Origin of the sequence: Sinorhizobium sojae CCBAU 05684 (assembly GCF_002288525.1) — a bacterium.
Classification (GTDB): Bacteria; Pseudomonadota; Alphaproteobacteria; order Rhizobiales; family Rhizobiaceae; genus Sinorhizobium; species Sinorhizobium sojae.
This window is the reverse complement of the sequence record NZ_CP023068.1, coordinates 1,514,898-1,536,743: the sequence shown is the minus strand read 5'-3', so window position 1 is coordinate 1,536,743 and position 21,846 is coordinate 1,514,898. Positions and strand designations below refer to the sequence as shown.

Annotated in this window: 5 protein-coding genes and 1 pseudogene; 5 read left to right on the top strand and 1 reads right to left on the bottom strand. The window is 56.8% G+C overall.

Going from position 1 to position 21,846, the window contains the following annotated elements; genetic code table 11:
• Positions 1-86: 86 nt before the first annotated feature.
• The 3 genes and pseudogenes from SJ05684_RS24830 (at position 87) to SJ05684_RS24820 (ending at position 6,940) form a co-directional block, all read left to right on the top strand.
• Positions 87-407, top strand: a complete 321-nt coding sequence (locus tag SJ05684_RS24830; protein WP_034859416.1) for a type II toxin-antitoxin system RelB/DinJ family antitoxin — start codon at positions 87-89, stop codon at positions 405-407.
• 450 nt (positions 408-857) lie between these two features.
• Positions 858-4,943, top strand: a complete 4,086-nt coding sequence (locus SJ05684_RS24825) for a KAP family P-loop NTPase fold protein (protein WP_157212038.1) — start codon at positions 858-860, stop codon at positions 4,941-4,943.
• Between the two features lie 913 nt (positions 4,944-5,856).
• Positions 5,857-6,940: pseudogene (locus SJ05684_RS24820) on the top strand (IS630 family transposase).
• Positions 6,941-7,124: 184 nt separating this feature from the next.
• On the opposite strand, the gene SJ05684_RS24815 reads toward SJ05684_RS24820, so the two are convergent.
• Positions 7,125-7,511: a hypothetical protein gene (locus SJ05684_RS24815; protein ID WP_034859414.1), complete on the bottom strand. Its 387-nt coding sequence runs from the start codon at positions 7,509-7,511 to the stop codon at positions 7,125-7,127.
• Between the two features lie 784 nt (positions 7,512-8,295).
• Here SJ05684_RS24815 and SJ05684_RS24810 point away from each other — a divergent pair.
• The gene (locus tag SJ05684_RS24810; RefSeq protein WP_034859412.1) at positions 8,296-15,504 is read left to right on the top strand and encodes a coiled-coil domain-containing protein; all 7,209 of its coding nucleotides are present in this window, start codon (positions 8,296-8,298) and stop codon (positions 15,502-15,504) included.
• Complete coding sequence (locus tag SJ05684_RS24805; protein ID WP_157212037.1) at positions 15,497-21,799, top strand: hypothetical protein; 6,303 nt, start codon at positions 15,497-15,499, stop codon at positions 21,797-21,799. Before SJ05684_RS24810 ends, SJ05684_RS24805 begins: the two co-directional genes overlap by 8 nt.
• Positions 21,800-21,846 lie beyond the last annotated feature (47 nt).

Sequence of the window (21,846 nt, the reverse complement as noted above, 5' to 3'; positions counted from 1 at the left end):
TGCGAGGTTTGTTCGACGAGACTTCGGAGTGGCCCTGGAATTTGTCATGCAGGTGCATTACAATGACAGTGAAGGGAGACACGGATATGGTTTCAAATGCACTGGTCCAGACCCGGATTGATGCCGACGTCAAAGAGCGCGCCACGGCGGTTCTAGAAAACATGGGACTCACGCTCTCAGATGCCGTTCGAATCCTGTTAACCCGGACGGCGAATGAAGGCGCTCTGCCGCTTGAACTTGTCAGTCATAGCGAGGCTTACGATACCTGGTTCCGCGCGAAAGTGTTGCAGGCGCTCCAGGACACCCGACCGGACGTCGATGATGCTGACGCCGATGTGCACTTTCGCGAGCGTCGGGCGGCCGCCCTGCGTAAGGCCGTAGCGGGTGACCGAACCCATGTGCGGTAACTCTGTGGTCGCGTGGTGCCCTCCGGCTGCAGCCGCCGGGAGGAAGATGCGGTCTCGCCTGCGCGAATCCTCAGGGCCGCCAGAGGTTGCCATTCCAGTGCTCTCCCCAATGAACCTTGAAGATCAACTTGCGGTAGCCTCCAGGCATACCGTCATACAATACCCAAATGGTTGACCTGCGGCGCCTGGATCGGGCTTGCGGCAATCTCGATGACATTCCTGATAGTCAAGGGCTGGGTAGCATCCGCGCATTTGCAATTCAAAGGCGGCTTCGCGCCCCGGAGCGGACACTGCGACTACATGCCAGGTTCTCAGTTCCCCACTCAAGCGGTCGTTCAACCAGCCTTACCCTGGGCATTCGGCCTGGGAGACGTCGGATTTGCTTGTCCTGGATCGTCTTTCTCCCGTTATAGTGTTATTTCTCGAGATTGCCGGTTTGGGGGGAAAAAGATGAACGAAGGTACTGGAGGATTTGGCAACCGGCACATGCCAAGTGTTCTTGATAAAGAAGTGTCCGATTTGACGAATGATGCTTTCGGGCACGAGCATTTCGCGAACGCCCTCAGGAATCTGATTGAAGGCCCGCATCGAGCTCCATTCAGTATTGGATTGCTTGGGTCTTGGGGAACCGGGAAAAGCACGATCAAGGAGCTTTATCTCGCCTCTCTCGCTTCAGACTCCAGCGGTCCCAAGGGGAAGAGGCGAAGAGATCGATTCCGTCCAATTACCTTCAACGCGTGGAGGTATGGAGGGGACGAAGACATCAAGCGGGCATTGCTCCGCCACGTGTTTCTCCAGTTGGGAGGCGACGATGTGGAACTTCGTCGCAACCTCTACCAGCAGGTGACCGACTCCGCCCAGAGCAGGCGAGGCATGGGAGAATGGCTCAAAGAAGCCGTCCTTCAAAATGCCGCTTCGGTCGTGCTGTTCCTAGGACTTCTCGCGGCCACCATGGGGATCATATGGGCTGCCTCCTACTCTCTAGGCCTGTCGGACCAATGGGGCCTGACGCTCGTCCTGTCCGTGGGAGCAGTTGTTGCGGCATTCCTCGGCAAATACGTGGTCGATATCCGACTTAAGTCACCCACGCTTTTCAACAATCAGTCGGTGATTTCCTTCCCCGCCACGACCGCAGAGGAATACGAACGATTGCTGGTGGATCAAATTAAGGAATTCAGGGCAGGACGCGAAGGTCGTTCTTGCGAGCGGCTCATTGTGTTCGTGGATGATCTCGACCGATTGTCCGCCGCTGAAATGGTCTCTGGATTGGATGCCATTCGAACTTTCCTAGAGCTCCCACTTGGCAAGGAAACGGAGAATTTTGGCGTCATCTTCGTCATTTCCTGTGACGAAGACCGAGTGGCAGATGCTCTGTCTCGTGGACGCGGGAGGATCAATCCGGAGCTGCCGGGATCGGTGTTCACGCGCTCGGACGCGCGACGCTATCTCGACCGCCTGTTCCAGTTCCGGCTAGAGATCCCGCCCTTCCCTAAACTGGACATGAGGCAGTTCACGGAGAAGAAGCTTCGGGAGTCCGGTTCTATCGCCGCTGAAATCGAAAAAGGCGGGGTGCGGCTGCACGATGTCGTGGAAAGGCTTATCCACGTGGGTGTCCAGAGTCCGCGCAACGCAATTCAGATCCTAAATGCGTTCACACAGACGTGGTGGATTGCCGTTCAGCGCGAGCGCAGCGGAGTCGGATCAACCGCCCCCGGCGTCCTTTATGCCGGCGCTGTATCAAATCATCCCCTGGCCTTGGCCGCTCTATGCGTGCTGCGCGTCGATTTTCCAGATTTCTACAACGAGCTACAAAAACGCCCGGAACTAATCCAAGAATTCAACCGCGTAGTTTTCAGGCGCGAGGCATTGGATTCGCTTGCGGTCGGCGCTCAACATGCTCTGAAGGACTTCCTCGTCGTTCAAAATGGTATGGTCGGGAATGACGTCCGCGCCGAGCACCGAAACCTTCGTCAGTACCTGTCGAGCCTCCTTGATCTTCGGTGGCCGAAATCGCTGCAGCCACTTCTACTTCTTGCGCAGGATGCGATTTCCCGGAAGTACGGAGATCGCGCCGCTGAGCTCAATGATGCGTTCGTTTCCGGCGACACCCAAGGAGTCCTGGAAATCTTTGGCCACCATCTCGACGACAATGACCTCGGCCGCGAAGACGTTCGATTGCTGGAAGAGCTCGCCGAAGGGCTTTCGGACGACACGCAGACGCGCCGTGTGAACGCGGCCAGGGTTCTGGCTGCGATAGCCGATCGAATCCCGACGGAGGCCCGCAACGGCTTGATGGTTCCCTTGGCGCGCCAGATGATCGACCTCAAAGATATCAGGATGAACGTTGGGCCAACCGCCGCTAAGGAGATTATCGCCTCCCTCGCGGCGGCTGACAGACGTGAGGTTGCCGACAGCTTCTCCAGCGATCTGCTTACGGGGCAGAATCTCGAGTGGCGCCTACCCACCGGCGAAACTCCAAACCTCGAGGAACTGGTCTCCGATGCCAAGGCCGCGGCCGAGCTCGTCCTCGATGTTCGCGCGAACAACGGGCTTTCTCCCGCCACGGACTCCCGCTTGAGAACTTGGCTGCTGGGACGAGAGATCCAATCCTCTCAGGGAGCGCAGACGCTACCCTTCGCACAGTTAGAAAGGTGGATGGACGAGCATGCTGAACACCTGCTGCATTTCCTCGCTGAGGACTACACCCGTCTGGGCATTGATGAGCTCGAAAGCGATCCGGAAGGCATCCCTGACAAAGATCGCATGCTCCAGAGATTCGGGCAGGTGTTCAAAGGTCTCGCTGAAGGCGGTCAGGAGAGCCGTGAAGTATTGTGGCAGCAGCTAACTGGGCTTGTCGCTATCCCTGATTCCGACGGCGTATCCAGAGCGTGGATCGAGGCGGCTGCCCACGCTGCCTTGGCTACAATCCAGCAAGCACGAATATTTCTCCTCGCACTGGCCAATCGACTGCACCAGGAGATGGGAGACGCCGACCATTGGGGATTAGATTGGAAAACCGGCGCACAGCAGTTTCTTGACCTGGCCACCCGATGGGCGGATCACATAGATCAGAAAACCGCATCGGGAGTTCTCCCTCTCGCTCAATCATGGAGCGAAGACGGCGAGACTTCTGGATACATGGTCCGGATCGCAAAAATCCTGATGCGCCGCGACAGGGAGTCCTGGGACGGATTGATCGGAACTCTAACTAGTAAGGCCTTCGGGGATTTGCCTTGGACATCCCTCGAATACATTGCCTCAAACCTTCAAGAGCTGAATGATGAACAGAAAACGGCCTTAGCGGGTCAGATGAACGCGTTCGTGAATGCCGACGCTGTCGAGGCGGATGAAGCGGAGAAGTATGTAAGGTTCATAGCCGCCGCACCCGAGGCTGAATGGTCATCGGCCCCGCTTTTGGCCCATACGAAGACCTCCGGGGCACGCGTGCTCGCGATGTCGACCAGAGCTGATTACCTGTCCGCGGTTTTTCCTGCCGCTCGAATACTCCTTAGCAGCGCTCCAAAGGGGCAGATCGCTGCTGTTCTTAAGCCACTCTTCGAGCAAGCGGCGGGTTCTCCCGAGGCCTATCCAATCCTGCATCGCGAGATGGCAGACAACTGGCCGGTGGAAGACGAACAGACGGGGCAGTATGACCCCAGCACCATCGCCTCACGTGCGATCAAGTTCATCAGGGAAAACCCCGCACTCCCGGGATCAGGGGACGTCTTCAAGTCTGTCGTAGACATGGTATCGCGCGGTATCGTTGGTGAGAATATACGCACCGGAGTATCAGACGTGGCCACGATCTTATGGCCGCATTCACCAGCATCTGTCGTTGAATCCGTGAGGCAGATCGCCTCGTTCATATCACCTGGTGATGTGACGAAACTCCTGACCGGTAAACAGGCGAACGACGCAGGCGAAGAAGAGATTCAGGCAATAGTTGGCGCACTCTCCGCCAGCGGAGACGAACATCGGTGCTTGGATATTGCGAAGGAAATTCTGGCGGTCCCGCCCAAGCAGATCAATGACCGGCCCGATGGGGCACTTTCGATCTGGCTTTCGGAGCTCGGCGACAAAGAAGATCGAGTCCTGAAGACACTGTTCGAGGTTAAAGGTCTCAATGAGGCTCAGAGGGAACGGATACTCACCTACGCGCTGGCTAAACGGCAGAAACTTGGCCTGACGTTCTTTGTCGAGATAGCGCCGATCGTGCTGACGCGGCCGGGAGAAGCAAAGCCGCTTGGAATCCTCATCAGTGGGATCGACAGCATCGTCTCGTTGGCCCGCAACAGTGATCAGAGAAGCTCGCTCGCCACGGCGCTTGTTCCAACTCTGCCGAGCCTTTCAAGCGACCCTTTGGCAATAGTCGCTCGGGCCATCAACCAGCTAAATGGCAAGGGGATACTCGAACGAAACACTGAGGTTTTAGACAAAATGGATGTCGACCAGTTGACCATTCTATCGCGAGAGATTCCAGGTTCGAAGGTAATTGCACGTTACGTAGAATCCAGCGAGAATGAACCTGCCGAATGACATTGGCCCGAATATGTGAACGACCGCCGTCAGTTGTTAGGAGCGTCTCCTGTTGAGGTTACACACGTCGGTAAAGGATCAGTTCGCGAGCTCGGCCGCCACGGGGTGAACGTCTGCAAGTTGTCGGCCCCAAATCTGTCGTTCAACCCACGCTGAGCTGATGCCCCTACTGGGGAAGTTGAGACGGAGGGATTTCGTGACAACAGGGTCGTTGGTTCTGATCCCTTCAAGGCGAGGGATAGGAATCGACATCCCGGGCAGCCGGCATGTCGCCGGCTTCCTGTCGTCTTAGTCGGGTGGAACGTTGCCGTTTGACTCGCCCCTCGGAACGAGCAAAGAGCGCTATTGCCAATAGAATGCTCTAACGTCGCGTTCGGGGCGGACCGAGAGGTCAAGCCGAGGATGTCTGCGCCGGGACGGTCGGTTCAAAGCTGTAAATGGGAGCTTTGAACCGCTCCCGCACGCCAGCAACGCTGCAACGGGCTACATCCTCCGTTCGTCGCCGTGCACGACAATCGGAGTGAACAACTACCGTATTCGCCCTCAGGGTACGGCCCCGCTGACCTCAACGACCCGATTGGGCGCCGGTGTGCGCGTCAGCCGAGATGTTGGCTTCGAAGAACGGGCCTTGATTCGTGTTCGCCCGGCTGACGGGCGGAGCAGGACTGCAGCGGTCTGGCTGCAATCAGCCGTCGCGATGATGGCGCTATGTTCGAAAAGATCATACGGCGCAAGGTGGCAGGTTCGGTGGAGAAGATGCGGCGAGACGGATGACCTGATCGCCGCTCAGATGGAGATCGGCCGAACAGATTGTTCGGCACCGCAAATAACAGCTCATGCGCTAGTGGATTGATCGGATCAAAAGAGTCTGAATTGGGATTCCCCTTGGCTTGATGGCATGCGAGTCTGTCGCATGCGCAGCGACATTTCCTTCACCGTATCTCCCCGCCGAGCGTCAGCGATTAGGCGCCATCGCCGCGGACCCCAAGAGCCCGCAAAAGCACGTCTGGCGGGCGCGTATTGTCCTTCTGAGCGGCGACGGTCTGGGCACCTCGGCGATCATGGCCAAGACCGGCAAGTCCAAGACCTGTGTCTGGCGCTGGCAGGAGCGGTTCATGCATGAGGGCGTCGACGGCCTGCTTCGCGACAAATCCCGTCCGCCCGGCAAGACGCCGGTCCCGCCGGAGCGTGTCGCCGAGATCATCCGCCTGACGCAGGAACCGCCACCGCATGAGGCGACCCACTGGACGCTGCGCGCGATGGCCAAGGTCGCCGGGATCGCGGCCTCGACGGTGCAAGCGATCTGGAAGGCGCACGGTCTCAGTCCGCATCGCTGGCGGCACTTCAAGCTCTCCAACGATCCGGCCTTCGCCGAGAAACTCACGACCATCGTCGGCTTGTATGTCGATCCGCCGGCTCATGCCGTGGTGCTGTCGGTCGACGAGAAGTCGCAGATCCAGGCGCTCGACCGCACCCAGCCCGGCCTGCCGATGAAGAAGGGCCGACTCGGAACCTTGACTCATGACTACAAGCGGCATGGCACGACCACACTGTTTGCCGCGCTCAACGTGCTCGATGGGACGGTTATCGCACAGAACATGCAGCGCCACCGCCATCAGGAGTTCATCCGCTTCCTCAACCGCATCGAGCGCGAGGTGCCGGCCAATAAGGCGATCCACGTGATCCTCGACAACTACGCCGCACACAAGAAGGACAAGGTCCGCGCCTGGCTCGCCCGCCATCCGCGCTGGACCTTCCACTTCACGCCGACCTCGTGCTCGTGGCTCAATGCCGTCGAGGGCTTCTTCGCCAAACTCACGCGGCGCAGGCTCAAGCACGGCGTCTTCCATTCCGTCGTCGATCTCCAGGCCGCCATCAACCGCTTCGTTCGCGAATACAATGCCGACAACCCAAAGCCATTTATCTGGAAAGCCGATCCCGAGGACATCATCGCCGCCCGAAACCGAGGGTTCCAAACGTTGGAATCAATCCACTAGCTCTTCGCAGCTCTGACTGCTTTAGCAGGAGCGCCGCTTCCTCAATCGGCCGAACAATCACCGCCCAGCCTTCGTCCCCATTGACGGTCCAAAGGCGCGACGGGAGCCATTCATCTATCTGAGGAGTTCGACGCCAACGGCGCGACAATGCTCCGGCATGCCCACAAACGTTGCCAAGAGAATATCATCGCAGAATGCCGCGGCGTTCCCCCATTTCGTCGAATTCTTTTTGCTGACGTTCTAGGCACAAAAGAGTTTCCGAGTATAATCCGAGAGGGACGTCATTAGATTGCTGTTTCGCGGCAACTCGGAAGCCGGCCACGGCTTTGCAACCTTCAATCATATAGCCGGGGTAGTGACGGGCAATCATGCTGCGTCTGGCCCTCATGTCGTTTACTACACAGCGGTCCTGCATCCTGCGCTCGTTCGATAACTTCGAGCAAGCCCTGCGTATTTCGCCGCGGACATTTGCAGGACTCTGATCTCGCGAAATCACCGCGTGAGGAATCGTTGCAATGGCGCCCGCGATCAGGACTATTCCGATTACGTGCTTGCCAGTTCCGAGCATCATGGACCCTCCTTCCGCTTTATTTATCGGCGCTTTGTTAGCTCGGCCGGTCTGTACCGGAAAATACTAGCAACATTCACCGACTGCTGAAATCGCAAGGTTTCGGGCCGCTGCCTGCGGCGACAAGAGGATCCGCTTATCGCGGGGAATTGCCTACAGATCGTGGGAGAACGACCGCATACCCGGGCATCGAACTGCATCCATCGACAGTCTTGGTGTGATTGAGTACTTTGTCGGGAAAGCTCCCGAGGAATTCTTTCATACTCGCATCACTCGCTTCGTGATGCTTCAGGTAGGGGGTTTGATACCCCAAGATGTTTCGCTTGTTAGCACTGGACAGTTCTTGCTTGACGGGCAGCGCTATTTTCAGCTTTTCGCCGATTGCTCTCTGGATATCTTGTTCATCGCTAGCATCTCGCTCGCAAAGCCCAAGGCGGCATCGTCCACGTCGGAGCGAGGGCGAGTAAGGTGGCAATTAACAACCTGCGCAAGTAGCTAAACTGTTGCATCGAGCATCTCCGTGTGAGAGGATACTAATACAATATCAGATTGTACCAATCAATTTTGCGAAGCAGCCTCGCCGGTCAAAGTAATGCTAGTTGCAGAGGTAGCAATTTTGTGCGGTTAAGTTGTAAGCGCATCTCGTGTCAGCTTTGTAAATTGAAGGCGTAGTCTCGCCTTCTGTCGAGCGTACCCGCGAGTTGTTCGTCGCGGACGGGTGCGCCTGCGTCTTCCGACGAAATACAGCTTTAAGTTGTGTATTCTAGTCAATTCCTGGGGGAATGGCATGAAGCCCGACGCAAGACGCTACTTGGCGTTTCGATTCTTCGGCGCATTTCAATGGCCGCCTGTAAGACGGCTATATGAGTCGACCGCCGATGAAGACGAAAACACGGTGCGGGCTGTCGGTGTCGTAGACGTTTTCTATGCGGAAAGCGGCAATAGGAGAAGGCCTCTCTCAGCTTTCCTGCGTTGGACGCCAAGAGGGGGCTTCGATGGCAATGCCTCCTGGAAGGCGATAGATTCTGACCTCTCCAAGGTTGACCAAATACAGACCTTAGACGACAGAAGACTCATGGATCTGTTCAGGGACGCCCGAGATTCCGTCCTGCTGAGACTCGATCCTCCAAGCCGCGGCAGCTTAATCTGGAACCGACGCCTCCTGTTCAGAGGTGGTCTGATCTTCGATCAATACACGATCAACCGAAAGAATAACGCTGCGTGCAAGGTATTACCTCCAATCGAACGACGCCTGTTGCTGTCGCGTAAGTTCGCAAAAGGTGCAGCTCGCTACTACAGCGACCTTATCGTTGGCCAGCCCGACGAAAAGGACAATACGCACAACTCTTCTTATCGTTTCGATCTCGCGCTTCCCACGATTACACCTCAATTTACGACGGGGAATGCCCAGACGGATGCATTTCCGTTTGGAGTGATCTACGCCAGCAAGATCGAAAGACTGGCTGACCGTCCCGTTAGTATCGACACGCTGGTGGTCGGTCGACGACCTTCGTCACTTGTAGCTATCCCGAGTGACTTTTCACTGGGCCAACTCGGATTCTCTAAAGGCCGGAGTAGCGGATGCGTGGAAGCGCCCAGTAGGCTGTGGCTGAGCGATGGGAGGCTGATGGCTACCCGCGTTTTGGCTCCCCTAGGCTTTGTGACCAGAGGCACCCTGAGAGTGCCTGGAGCGCTTGGTGCCCATCGATTCAGCATCCGCTTCGGCACGAAGGACGGAGTAGAGACGAGCATATTTTACCGCATAAGCGTTGCGGCGGGTGCCAGTGGTCCGTGGGAGGATGGCGACGTTGCCAAAATTTCGGGACGGCTGCACCTTAAGGTTCCGGGACTGCTTAATGAGGATCAATTTCTTGATGTCGGCGACGACGTGCTCCCTATTGAACTCGAACACCGCTATTCCATTGCTGACGCGGAGATTTGGTCGGTCGTAGGGGGCGCAGAGCCAGTTGAACACGTGCTGGCGGCCCGCCTGGGCTTGACGGGAAGGTTCAGTACCCCATGGATCGAACCGGATGAAAAGAGAAGAAGTGCCGCGGATCTGATACAGAACGCAATCCGTGGCATGCGACTTGCCGTCCTGGCTCTGGAGAGTAACCAGTCGGCCGCTCCGGATTCATCCTTGGCCGACATCTACATCGCGCCTCAGACCGCGCTCTTCTCGCTCACTGCCGATTTCGATATCAGGCGAAGCAAGAATGGGAATCTTGATTGGAAGGTCGGATCCGGAGCCGAACCGGACTATCGGCTGACAATGTGGGATAGCGCCCTCGGCGCGGATGGGGACCCCGCATACAAGGTGCCGGCGGATGCATGGCTGCCCTTGCTAACCGGAAGAAAAGGCGGTGTCGGCTGTCCGGACTTAAACCTGATAATCTCAAGCGACATAAAGCACAGCGGCGATAGAAAGTGCCAGTTCCGTCTTCAACCTCGAGATGTTGCGAACGCAACATCAATGACAGCGATGCTAGCGGGGATGTCGCTGCAGACTGTCGGTTCCACGGTGAACGACGATTCTAACAGCGCCGACCAAAGCCATTTCTGGTTTTCAGCGAGAAAGCCGAGCAGCAGCCGAATTCCGGTCGGCACAAATTCAAACACTTTCCAATTGCCAGACATTTTTTTACGGCTGCGGTTGCTCTTGTCACGCGCGGCACCGGTGGCGCTAACCCTTCCGTGGGGCGAGCGCACTAATAGACCCCAACCACTTTTGATCGTCTCGCGACAAGCCGCCTCAACAAGCCGATTTCTCCTCGATTGCAGAGAGGTGATCAGTGACAAGGATGACCGCTGGCTACAGTCGGATCTGATCGACCAGACGCCCGGTATAGTTGAGCGCGACGAGTACGTTGTGCTGGCGCAGGAACCTTTCGGAATCGTCAGATTCCGTTCACAGGCTCTCGAAGCGCTTGGCTCACAGGATAACGCGATCGTTGCGTTCTACGATAGTGACACGCGTCAATGGCAGCTGAAACTAACTGCGCCTACTTACCAATACGAATTTCCTCCGCAGGTCGCTGGGGAATCGATGGACAAGCCGAAACGCCTGGAACTCCACGACATAAACCCCTCGGAAGAAGAAAAACTACGGCCTGCTGTGGACGACGTACACCGCCGGGCCGTCGAGTTCCGTCTAACCCCCTCGGCTGAAATTTGGATCAAACCCAGCGACGTTGAACGTGGTTACGTTCTTCCGCAGTGGGAGAGCGGGGAAATCTTCCGACAAGCCGGCGAGCTTGGCATGGGCGTCGGCTTGGAAGCGCTCAGAGCCGAGTTTCTGTACGGCTTGAGCGTCGGCATCAAGCCGAGCGAAGAGTTGGGACCCTCTCGGCGAGCGCGGATAGCAGAAATAGAAGCTCTTGTTGGCCGGCTTCCGAACCGGGAAGCCACGGTGCGGCTGGACGATGATGTCTCGCTGCGGTGGTCGGCATTGCACCAGACGCTCTCGCGAAGACCGGAGCGGCTCGAAATTTGGTCTGCAGATCCAGATTCAGACGTGGCATTTGCGCCGGCGCGTTTCCAGCGCGGCACTCTTTTTGCGCTGCGCTCAACCGCTCTCCATCGCCCGCCTATTATTGATGGCGAGGTGGCCAACGAGCCTGAGACAGGGAAGCTTCGCTTTGACAACAAGCACGGCTTGAGTGGCGGCGCGCTGTGGCCACTCGAGTCCAAGAACTTCTTCAACACCCTGCTTGCCAATCCAGCCTCAACCCGCGGTTCGATAGAGCGCGTTGCTTTATCCCCGATTGGGGGCGATGCCGACCAGAAAGCAGAGTTTTTGGAGAACCGGCTGGCGATTATCTCCGAGACGAGGAATGGCTTTGTCCAACGCCAGAAGATCGAAATCATAGGGCGTATTGCCGTCTTTTGGCACAGAGCGAAACATGTTGTCGTCTATGAAAGGACGGTCAATCCCACCGCGCAATTCGCACCAAAGGGCGAAAAAGCTGAGACGAGGACCAGACGACCGGTCCTGCGGAAAGTCAGTGAGTATATCGAGTTGCTCGAACCGGTACGGAACTATCCGGATTTTCCAGCGGAGCTTGAGAGCAGCGGCTTCCTGCGGTCGGTTCAGTTCAATCAAAAGATCATCAACGTCGACAGCGAATGGTCGGAAGACACGGGTGAATTTGGCTGGAAGATCCCGCTTTGGAACCGATACAGCGCCACCCAACGACCGCAGGTCTACCCGCGGCCGGACATCGGCTTCGTTACGAACGCGGAAGGAGAAGGAGACGCCCCAACAGCGACGCAGGAGTGCCTTGAACCTGAAAATCTGTACTTCTTCGCCGATGCCACACCAGGTGCAGGAGATAACACCGACGAATGGATTTCGAGAGCAGGCATCGATTATTCCCGGTTGCCTTTCCCAACCGACGAGTTGCAGCGGCAGAGCGATATAGGCCCTGAGGAGGACGCTCGCGCGCCAAGCGCTCGTCGCATTCCACGCGGCTTTCGCCGTTTCACCTGGAGGCTTGCGCCGGCGTCCGCCCGCACCATGGTCAATGCAGGACGAAGTGGAAAGCCGCTCTATGTCGGGCTTGAGTCGATCACGTTCATGCGGCCAAGACCAGAAGAGACTACAAAGATCACGAGGATCGCTGAGGCGCTGAGAGATTCAAGTTCCCTCGAACCGCCTCACCCCTCGGCCCAACTCAAGCATTGGCACAGACCGGGGGAAGGCCCCCCGGAACTACAGGGCTTAGACGAGGCCCTTGTCGGCTTTTTGAATGCGGTTGAGACTGGTGGGGATATCAAAGGCTCTGCGCAGCTGCTTTGGCAGGAACTCAAGGACACAGGCCCGCTACTGCAGCAGGATCCAAAGCTCAGGGCCTGCGTGGTTCAGCTGAACGACTATTGGCAGAAGGTCCAGCAGTTTAGCTTGGAAGATCGCAGCAAAGTACTCCGCTGCGATAAGCTTATTGACGATTTCATCGGTTCTCTTCGGCGTAAGCAACTTCTGATTCTTGAGGAAATTCGCTCATGGGGAGCCTACGACGATACCGAGATAGTTCCGATCGGCAGGGCAACGAGGCTTGACCGGCTTGTCGAGACGATAGCAAACTTGATTGGCGACGAGCTGAGGCCGGTCCTGACGGAAACCGTCAAAGACGTGACCAGCGCAGGCAGCAGTCTCGCGGCAGCCCGTCAGATTGCCCGTGATTGGGAAAGTGAGGTCACCGGCATTTTGCAGCGGGCGGCGCGCGAGTTAAGCTTGGTGCGCACAAGCTATGACCGTAGCAAGCCTTGGTCATCCCAGCGCTTGTTGGAATTTCAGCAGAAAATTCGAAATGTGCAGCAAGGAATCGCTGGTGATCTCGAGGCAACCGTATTCGAGATCCAGCATCGTCTTGCCGCCGAACTTGATGAGGTAGCCCAACAGATCGCCTCGGACGCTGCGTACGCCGTTTGCAGAATTATCGATGGCGAGTCATCCATCGCGGCGGCGCTGGGCGGCGTCGAAACAGCGGCGAAGGCCTACCTTCAGTCAATCAAATACCAGATCGAAAAGTTGAAAATCCACGAACTGGCTGCGCTAGCGTCGGCAAAGCTGGATGAAGCCATGGCTCAGGACGATGGCACATACAGGGCTCTCTTCGAAAGCATGAAGGTTCGCCTGACCGAGCTTGACCAGGCAACCAGCACGATCGAGAGCCGATGTGACGCCCTCGGGCAGATCTTGGGACAGGGGAGCGCGCCGCTGGAGCAGGCGTCAAGCGAAGTCATTCAACTTTGCACCAATTTGATCAGAGACGCGGCAACCTGGTTGGTCGATTCAATTCGTGAATTGGAGAGTATTGCCGATCCCGCCCTCCAGGCGATCTGCGACGAGATCAAGCGCGCGTTGCAGGCGACATTCGAATTGCCGACGGGCCTTCTGTCATATGGCGGAGATCTTGGCCGTGTCGCAGACGGTCTGGTAGACACCGCACTGACGCGGATCGACGAAGCCCTGAGAGGCCTTCAAAATGACGTGAGGGCGGTATTTAACGACATCGATCGCGCCGGGGCCTGGGTCGAGGAAAAGCTAAAGGGCATCGCGATCGAGATAGGTCCCGACAAGGCACTCACATTGATCGTCGAAAATATAGTGGAGCCGGCCGTGAGAGCCGCGTTGAGCGGCCTCGTCATACCCACCGTTGTGGATTTGGAGTTCCAGCTCGCGTTGCGGCAGCGACTGAGAGACCTCAGCACTCTGGCCGAAGAGGAGTTCAAGGGGCTGAGCAACAAGGCGCTTGGCGGCATTGCAACCATAAAGGCTGCTTGCGAAGGGGTCGGCGGAACAATCGACACGCTGGAGGGTCTCTTAAAAAGGGCCGAGGAGGCGGTCAAAGGCCAGATAGATGCAGTGTTCAACAAGCTCGACGCCGCGCTGCAAGAACGTGACATCAATAAAGCCATCGCTCAACTCAAAGATCTCGCCAAGACCATCGATGTCGATGTGCGAAAGATCGGCAACGATCTTGCAGACGCATTGTCGAGCGCAAATGCCTATGTTGACCGGGTTAGCGAAGCAATCGGCGCGTTCAACAGCGGCGATCCGGGGTCTCTGCCAAATAAGGTCCTGCGCCTTTATGCGGCGGCGGCGACGGCGCCTGCCATGCCCAATCTTGATTTCGCGCGTGAGCGTCTCGCCTACTACTATAACGACGTCAACAAGATCATTGACACGACGAAAGCCGAAGCCTGGTTCGGCAAACTTGGTGATGACCTGAAGGCGCTTGGCCTTAGCCTACCCTTCAGCCAGATCGGCGATAGCCTGATCCCGTTTGACCTTAGAAATTACGACATCGGCCGAATCTTCCGAAATTTCGGCGGCCTCAAGCTGGACACCCTTTTTAAGGGGTATCGAGTGCCCGATGGCGTCAAAGATGCCATCAGGATCACCCATGACTTTGAAAAGAAGCTATTCCGGGCGTGGGTTCAGATCGATGTTAATGCGCCGATGAAGGGCCGCAAATCGCTTTTCTCAATCGGCCCATTCCAACTCGATTTTGTCGATACCGACTTCATTGCCAAGGTCAGGCTCGACGCTTCCAAAGACACGGACAAGGTCGAGCAGACCGGTAGCGCCACACTGGTTACCGACATCGAGGCGGTCGTCGGCGGACAGACGATGGTCACAATGCGCCGGGTTACCATTCACTATGATAAGGCCTCCGGACTGAAGGTGGACTTCGATCCAAAGGGGATCAGATTGAACCCCGCCTTTCAGTTCGTACAGGACACTCTGGGAAGTCTCTTTCCGAGCGAACTCGGCGGTTTGAAGGTCATCAAGCAGAGTGGCGTGCCTGTCGGGGTAGAGCACGAATTCTCTATGCCCCCTGTCAGCCTGATGTACGCAACAAGCGGCGTCAGCAACATCTCTATTTCTAACAGCTTCTCTCTGATCGCTTTTCCGGACTTTGTCATCTCCGACAGATTTTCGCTGAGCAAGCCGGAGACGCCGTTCCTTTTCTCGCTCTTCATTCTGGGCGGAACCGGCTATGTCAGCGTCGATACCGAATACCGGCCGTTCCGGAATGAGTTGATGGTCGTTGTGGAGGCGGCAGCGGGCGGATCCGCCTCACTCGGGTTTGCCTTTGGCCCCGTAAGCGGCCAGGTCTATATAACCTTGAGTGTCGCGCTCGCGTACCGCAAACTTATCGGCACTTCCGGCGGTGGATTGACGGTCTCGCTCGTCCTGTTGGTAGCTGGCAACGTCAGCGTCGCCGGGATCGCGACGGTGTACATGGGGCTGCTCCTCAGGCTCGCTTACCGCAACACCGGCCAGATTGACGCGGCTGGAACTCTGACGGTGAGTATCCGCATCTCCCGCTTCTTCACTCTCTCTGCCCGGGCAAACGCCAAATACACGCTGCGAGGAGGAAAGGCGCAAACCGTCACGTCGGTCGATACGAACGCGACGATCGACGACCCGAAACTCGCGGCGGCGGCTCGAAAGGCCGAGGACATAATGGGGGCACGCCATGGATGATCGCGTTTATTGCACGGTGGTTTTCGAGCCGAGAGCAACTTACGATCGACCGGTTGTCCCGCCTGACTCTTTGAAGGCGGTAATGCTGCATCTAAATTTTGATGTGCTTGACACAAACCTTGGACCGAACGTTCCCAAAGACCGATTCCGGGCGTTCCTTAAGGCTCTACCCACAGCGACGTTCAGCGCCTATCGTTTTGACGCCGCGGGTGATCTGACCCTTGTTGATCCTGCTGATCTGGTGCTGACGACCAAGGGGGCGCCCTCCGGCAATCGAGTTGATGAGATCATCGACTGGCTTGACCGGCGGGTAGCGGCACTAGGTGTCCATGGAGGCAACTGGACGGGCGAGGATCCAATCGTCGGGGGCGTTTATACAGCCAAGGAGCTTGATGCATCGAAAGTTCTGTCGACCGCCGGCCTGTGGGACGCTCCGCTACCCCAGGAAGCGGGATTGGTGCGCTTTGTGGAATTGAAAGCGATCAATGCGGGGTTCGATTTCAATGGCCTGCTTGTGTTGCCCTTTTTCAACGCGGCCTCGGCACCGCCCACGATCCCAAAATCGACCGTGCAACAACCCGATGGCCAAGAACTCGATATCACCTATGATGCAGGCTTGCCGTCTGGCTCGACCATCGCCTGCAGGACGCAGGCTACATCGGAACCCAAGTACGACCCCTCGAGCCTCGTCGACGAAAAGACCGGGTTCCTCATGATCAACGAGGAAGCACCGATAATCCACCGGACGCTCGAACAGGTGCGCAACAAGTCAGGGTCTCTTTTCTGGTCATTTCCGCAGATTCAAGGTTTTGAATGGCTCGACCCGAAGAACGGAACCGCCCGGGCGAGTTCCGTAAAACGCCTCATCTGGCGAACGATGAACGGACTTGCGACTATGCTCGACCCGCTCCTGCTTAGTCTCGAGATGCCGTTCCGCAACATGGGGGGGCCTTTTGTCTCAGCGCTGATTGGCGAGGTTTTGGAAAGGGTGCCAGAGGCTGATCCGCGGACGATCAGCGATTCCGTCAGAAATCGTGTGAAAGCACTGATCGCGACGCCTCCCGCGGAAGCAGATTCAGCGGAACGGGAGAAGGTTGCTGAACTTTTTCGCGCTTTGTTCGAAATCGGGGAAGATCCTAACACCACTGCCTTGCTGTCGGCTCTCATGAATCTCTATGTGACGCCAGGCCCTGCTGACGCGAACGAAGACGATCTAGAGAACGAGCTCCGCAAACGGTTTGATGAAAATGACGATCAACCAGCGGCGCTGGACCGGCAACTAGTTTCCGAACTTGGAGATCTCGCAGCCAAGCTTCAGTCGGAGATCGGCATGGAAGATCTTCTTCTTGGAATATTCCAGAAAGCTGACATCAACGCGAGCACGCTATTCGCCGATAGTAGTGTCGGGACGCCAGCGGATTGGGAGTCTGCGTATGATGCGTTCAACGATTTTCTCAAGACATCGTTGAACGGCCTCGATGCTGCGCGTCATGGGCAGGCGACACTTTACGAGATGGCATTGGTGAGCGAGGCTAAGTCGAAGGCGCAAGCTCGTGGCGCGTCGTCCCAATGGAGCCACAACCTCTTGATCGAAACGATACAGGAAGCCGATTGGTTCGCTCGTCGCTTAACGGGAGACAAGGGTGGGGCGTTCGAACCCATAGCATCGGCTTGCCCGGTCTATGCGCTTCAAGCCTTGGACGCTGCTGAGATTGATGCGCTTAGATTGGAGATGAAGCGTGCTTACGACGACGTGCTCGCCGCCGTTCTACCTGTCGGCAAGCCTGCTCGTTTCAATCCGGATCACGTCCCAAGGCCGTTGCCCATTCAGATCAGCGTGGACGCCGACACTACGGACCTCGATAGCTTCGCTGAGCGCTACAACGGCGTTTCAGTGCTCATAAAGCGCAACGACAGCAATTGGGCTTATGCGAACCTTGCCAAGCATCAGGTCGTCGGTAGTTCACAGGACATCGATGAACTTACACTTTATCCTCTCCAATCAGTGGACGTTGACGGACAGCGGCAACTTTTTCTGGAATTCAATGGCCTGCCGTTTTCGTCGAATGCGATGGTGGAGTTTTCGCCGACGCAGGATGAAGCACTTCCGGCATCAGACCCATTCTATACGGTCGATGCTCCGACAAAGGACCAACTTGGTACCTACGCTAAACTACCTAGTCTAGCATACGGCATGACCTACCGCGTTGCTACGCATATTATCTCAAGTTCCGGCGCCTTGCCCACCGTGCTGCAAAAGGTCCCTGACGAGCCATGGTGGCCGAGTGAAACCATCGACCTAGATTCACTTCCAGTTGGCTACATTCAGGATCAACCCTATCTGCGCTCGACGTCGATCGGCCGGACGGTCCTTAATGAGAAAACGGAAGGTCGCGCACCACGGATCGGCGTTAGTATCGATGGCGTCCATCCGCTGTTTGGAGATTTTCCGAGAATTGGTCTGGCAGCGGCCGAGGGCATGGCAGCTTCACTCGATGTACTGCGGAACGCTGACGGGACGGGCGCTTTCACGCTTCCAAGCGAGGGGCAACGTGCAGTAATCGAACTCACGAATTTGATGTGGTGGGGCGGCGCAGGGACATTAAAGCTTGCACTGTTCCTCCGGCCCAACCCTAAGCCTGGCGACAGAGCTGAATCAACATGGACCTTCCCTATATCCAATGCGTTCGAAGACGAGCGCGCCATCATCACTATTGTCGGTGGAACGGCACAATGGTTGGTATCGGCAGTCGGGCCGAAGGGTACGATCGTGGTCGGCCCCCATCCAATTCCAGCCCCTAGCGGTCTTGATGATTCGTCGTGCTGGTTGCGTCTTTCCATCGAAACCTCAAACACCGGCGATCGCGTCGCCCTCAGCTTGCGGGATCTCTCGAACAGCTCTCGCGCCAATCATATGGGATCTCGTACGCCACCGGGAAACCTCGTGCTTGTTGCACCAGACGATGCTTCCGGCCGGACAGAGTGGTTGCCAATATATCAGAAAGTCGTGTCAGCCGAGATCGTGTTTCCGAAGGTGGCCTACGAGGACTTCGATCGCTGGTATAACAATCCAGCGGCACGTTCTGCCCCCACGACTGCCGATCGAGAGAAATTTGAGAAGGCACGGCAAGCCCTCCTCGCCGGCGTCTTGGGAAGGACACTCGACGATCGATTGTCGAAGTTGATCGATGCGCTACCGGATCCCGCGATCGACAAGATGCTTATTGAGCTCGTTCCCTTGGATGGTTTAACAAACAAGCCGGCGGAAATGGTCCTCAACTACGCCGCGTCTTCGTTGCTAATCGAGCTTGTGTCCATCCACGAGCGCCCTCTTCCTGATATCGAAGACGCTGCCAATCTCGTCAGGGCGTTGGCAAACCTCGCGCGGCATCATTCAGCCGACGTGACAATATCGTCTGGAGGAACTGAGCTGCAGGTAAAGCGGGTAGCTCCTCCCCGCGCAGCCCCGCCCGGACGGATCAACCCGGAGTGGACAATTGAAGTCAATGTCCCTCGCGGTCTCGTTGCACAGTTAACTGTGAGACCGCTGCTCTCAGCGGAGAAAGTATCGGCGTTCACTCCCCGCATCCTCGAGCTTGCGACCGAGAAGCGAACGATCGGCGGAAACGACTATTATGTGATGGATGGAGCATCACTGGTAATTGAGAGCATGCTTGGCGTTCTGGCCGCACCGAATCCGACGAACGATGAACCGTGGCTCTCGAGGCTCAAGAAGCCGACCACCCCTTTTGAGGAGCCGATCAACGACTGGGCCGATCTCATCGCAGACGCAATCACGATCGTCGACGCTGGCAAAGAGCGCCGCTATGATCTAGCCCTTCGACCGGACAAAATATTGAAGAACGCTAACGGTTGGCGGTGGCGCCAGTTGGGAAGCGTCGACATTCAAACCCAGCGCTGGCGGCACACCGGGCGTCCAATCTATTCGTGGTTTGACCCCAAAGCTAACAAGACCGGCAACCCGGTTAGCACTCCCGTGATCGCGCTAAAGAGCGACCATGCCGGCCTTGGCCCCTTCATCGGCGAGGCCTTTTTTGACCGCGACGATGAAGATGCAGATACACAAACCACGCGCCTTAAACTCAACGACCTCCATGAGGACTGGCAGCAATATGCGTTTCCAGCAGAGACGCGGCTGCAAGCCTTCCCATGGGAGAGGCCCTCGGCAACGCTTTTCAGGCATCGGCTCGTCGTCAGATCGCGATATGCGGGAGCATTGCGAGATGGCGCTGTTTCGGATGTCCCGGCGTGGAGAACGCCCCCTGACGACCGGACGTTCGAGGCGTGGACCCATGTCGCAATGCTCGCTGATCAAACGCGCCTGCAACTGACAAGACCGCGGCTTCGGGCGCTGATACCATTGACTCAGTCTCCGGAGGTTGGGTGTTCGTCGGGAGTAACCACGCCGCCCATCATGGCGGTTCTGGACGAAGCGCCTTACGTTCACGGAGGGCTAGCTGATCGGATCGGGGCGGAGATCAAAACCGGGTTCGGATACGAACTTCGAAGTGGTCGAGTGGGTCTCAAAGACTCGCGAAAAGAGGTCGGTCCCGACCCACGACTTACCTATTCTCCCATGGAACTCGAGACGGCGCTGGCAATGTCGCTCAGCAATGAAGGCCCGGTCGGACTAACCTTCGATACGATTTCGGCGAGGGCACCCGCTTTTGCGAATACGGCGCTGGTTCTCTGTCCCGTTCATCTCGGCAAGCCTTCCGCTGCGCCCATTGATCTTGAAGAGCACTTCTTAAGCGTTGCTCTGCGTCGATATCTCGATCATCGATGGGTGGTCGAGCACGATCAGGTTCCAACCGAACTGTCATCTGCCGACGCGTGGTGGATCGAGTTTGACGAAGAACAAACATTGTCTTGTTCAGGTGATGATGTCTGCAAAATCTTAATTCAGGACGACCTGTTCGACGTCAGGTTTAATTCTGAGTTACTCTATAAGGGCGGCAATAACTCCAGGGATTTCGTTTCAGTCTGTAAAGCCTTCATGGGTGCACTCGAGGGGCTGGCATTTCAGTACTTACCACTCGAAGCGGGGCGAGCCTCAATATCGGTCTTTGGGCGACCGAATCAGAATGGATATTTTGGCAACACCCTTCCGGTCCTGCTTGCAACTGTTGAGTGGGCGCTCCCGAAGGGGGCGGAGACTTTGGAATTCCGCCCGCCGGGTCGCATAGAGGCACACCGCACTTCCGCAAGTCCCACGACGTTGATGAACTGGACAAGGACCAGCCGAAACTTCGAGTTGCTCAGTGCGTTCGATGAAGGAAACGATGCTGCATTGTCGCGATATCCGGTGAGTGCGATCGCGGTGAAGAACACCGGTGGGACTTATCAATTCACAATGAAAGCCGATGCTAAGACAGTCGCGCTAGAACCGTCACTCACCACGGCTCCCAACCCACTCTATGTTCATCGCCATCTTGCGGTGGTCAGAGCGTTGAATGTCCGCAGCGCAGGAAGAGACGTGGAGGTGTACGATGACGCTCGAAGGCTTCTGGGCAGTGAATTCAAGATAGCCGAGGGAAAAGGTTCGGTTCGTGTCGTAGAATTCGAAACCCCGGCCGTACCCTTATGCTGGAATCTGCCAAATGGCGTCACCGGATTGGACCAATTCAAAGTGGCTCACTTCGACCTCTTTTCGGTGCTTGGCACGAAATTCGCTGACAACAAAGAAAAGGCTCCGATCGGTTTGAGCGTTTTCCTGCGGCCGCTCGTGGGAACCCGTGGAACGAAGAGAATCGCTTCGATTTCGTTCGCTTTGTCGACGAAACCTATACAGTCAGGAGGGAGCGTTCAGGACGCTGGTGAATTTACTGTCTCACTGCCTGCTGACAAGGCCGCTCCGGTTCGCGCAATCGTCCTCAATTTGATTGCGAGCGAAGCAAATTACCCAGGTGAAAAAGTCAATGCAAAGGTGATGTATGGGGGCGGGGGCATCGAGGATGCTCGTGTCTCGTTCACGACGGCGAAGCCTGTGGATTTTTCCGTGCTGGCGTCCGCTTCCATGGACTTAACAATCGCGTCCATCGCGGGCCTTTCAGCAGATAGCGAGTTTTGGGCAGATATATCGATGTTGACACTGCCACCGACGTCCGCCAGCAGCGCCGAACCTCCCGATGTCACATCGTTCACGTTTGACTGGTTCTTCACCGGTGGTGACGCAGAGGCTTCTGATGCCGTTTCCGTCCGGAGTCTCGGTGGAATGGTTGAAGCGCAAGCGCGCATCGTCTCTGTCTCGCCCCCGATACCTGTCGACACTTAAGATATCTCGGTCCTTGTGCGCGCGAGTCGATACCTTGAAAACAGAAC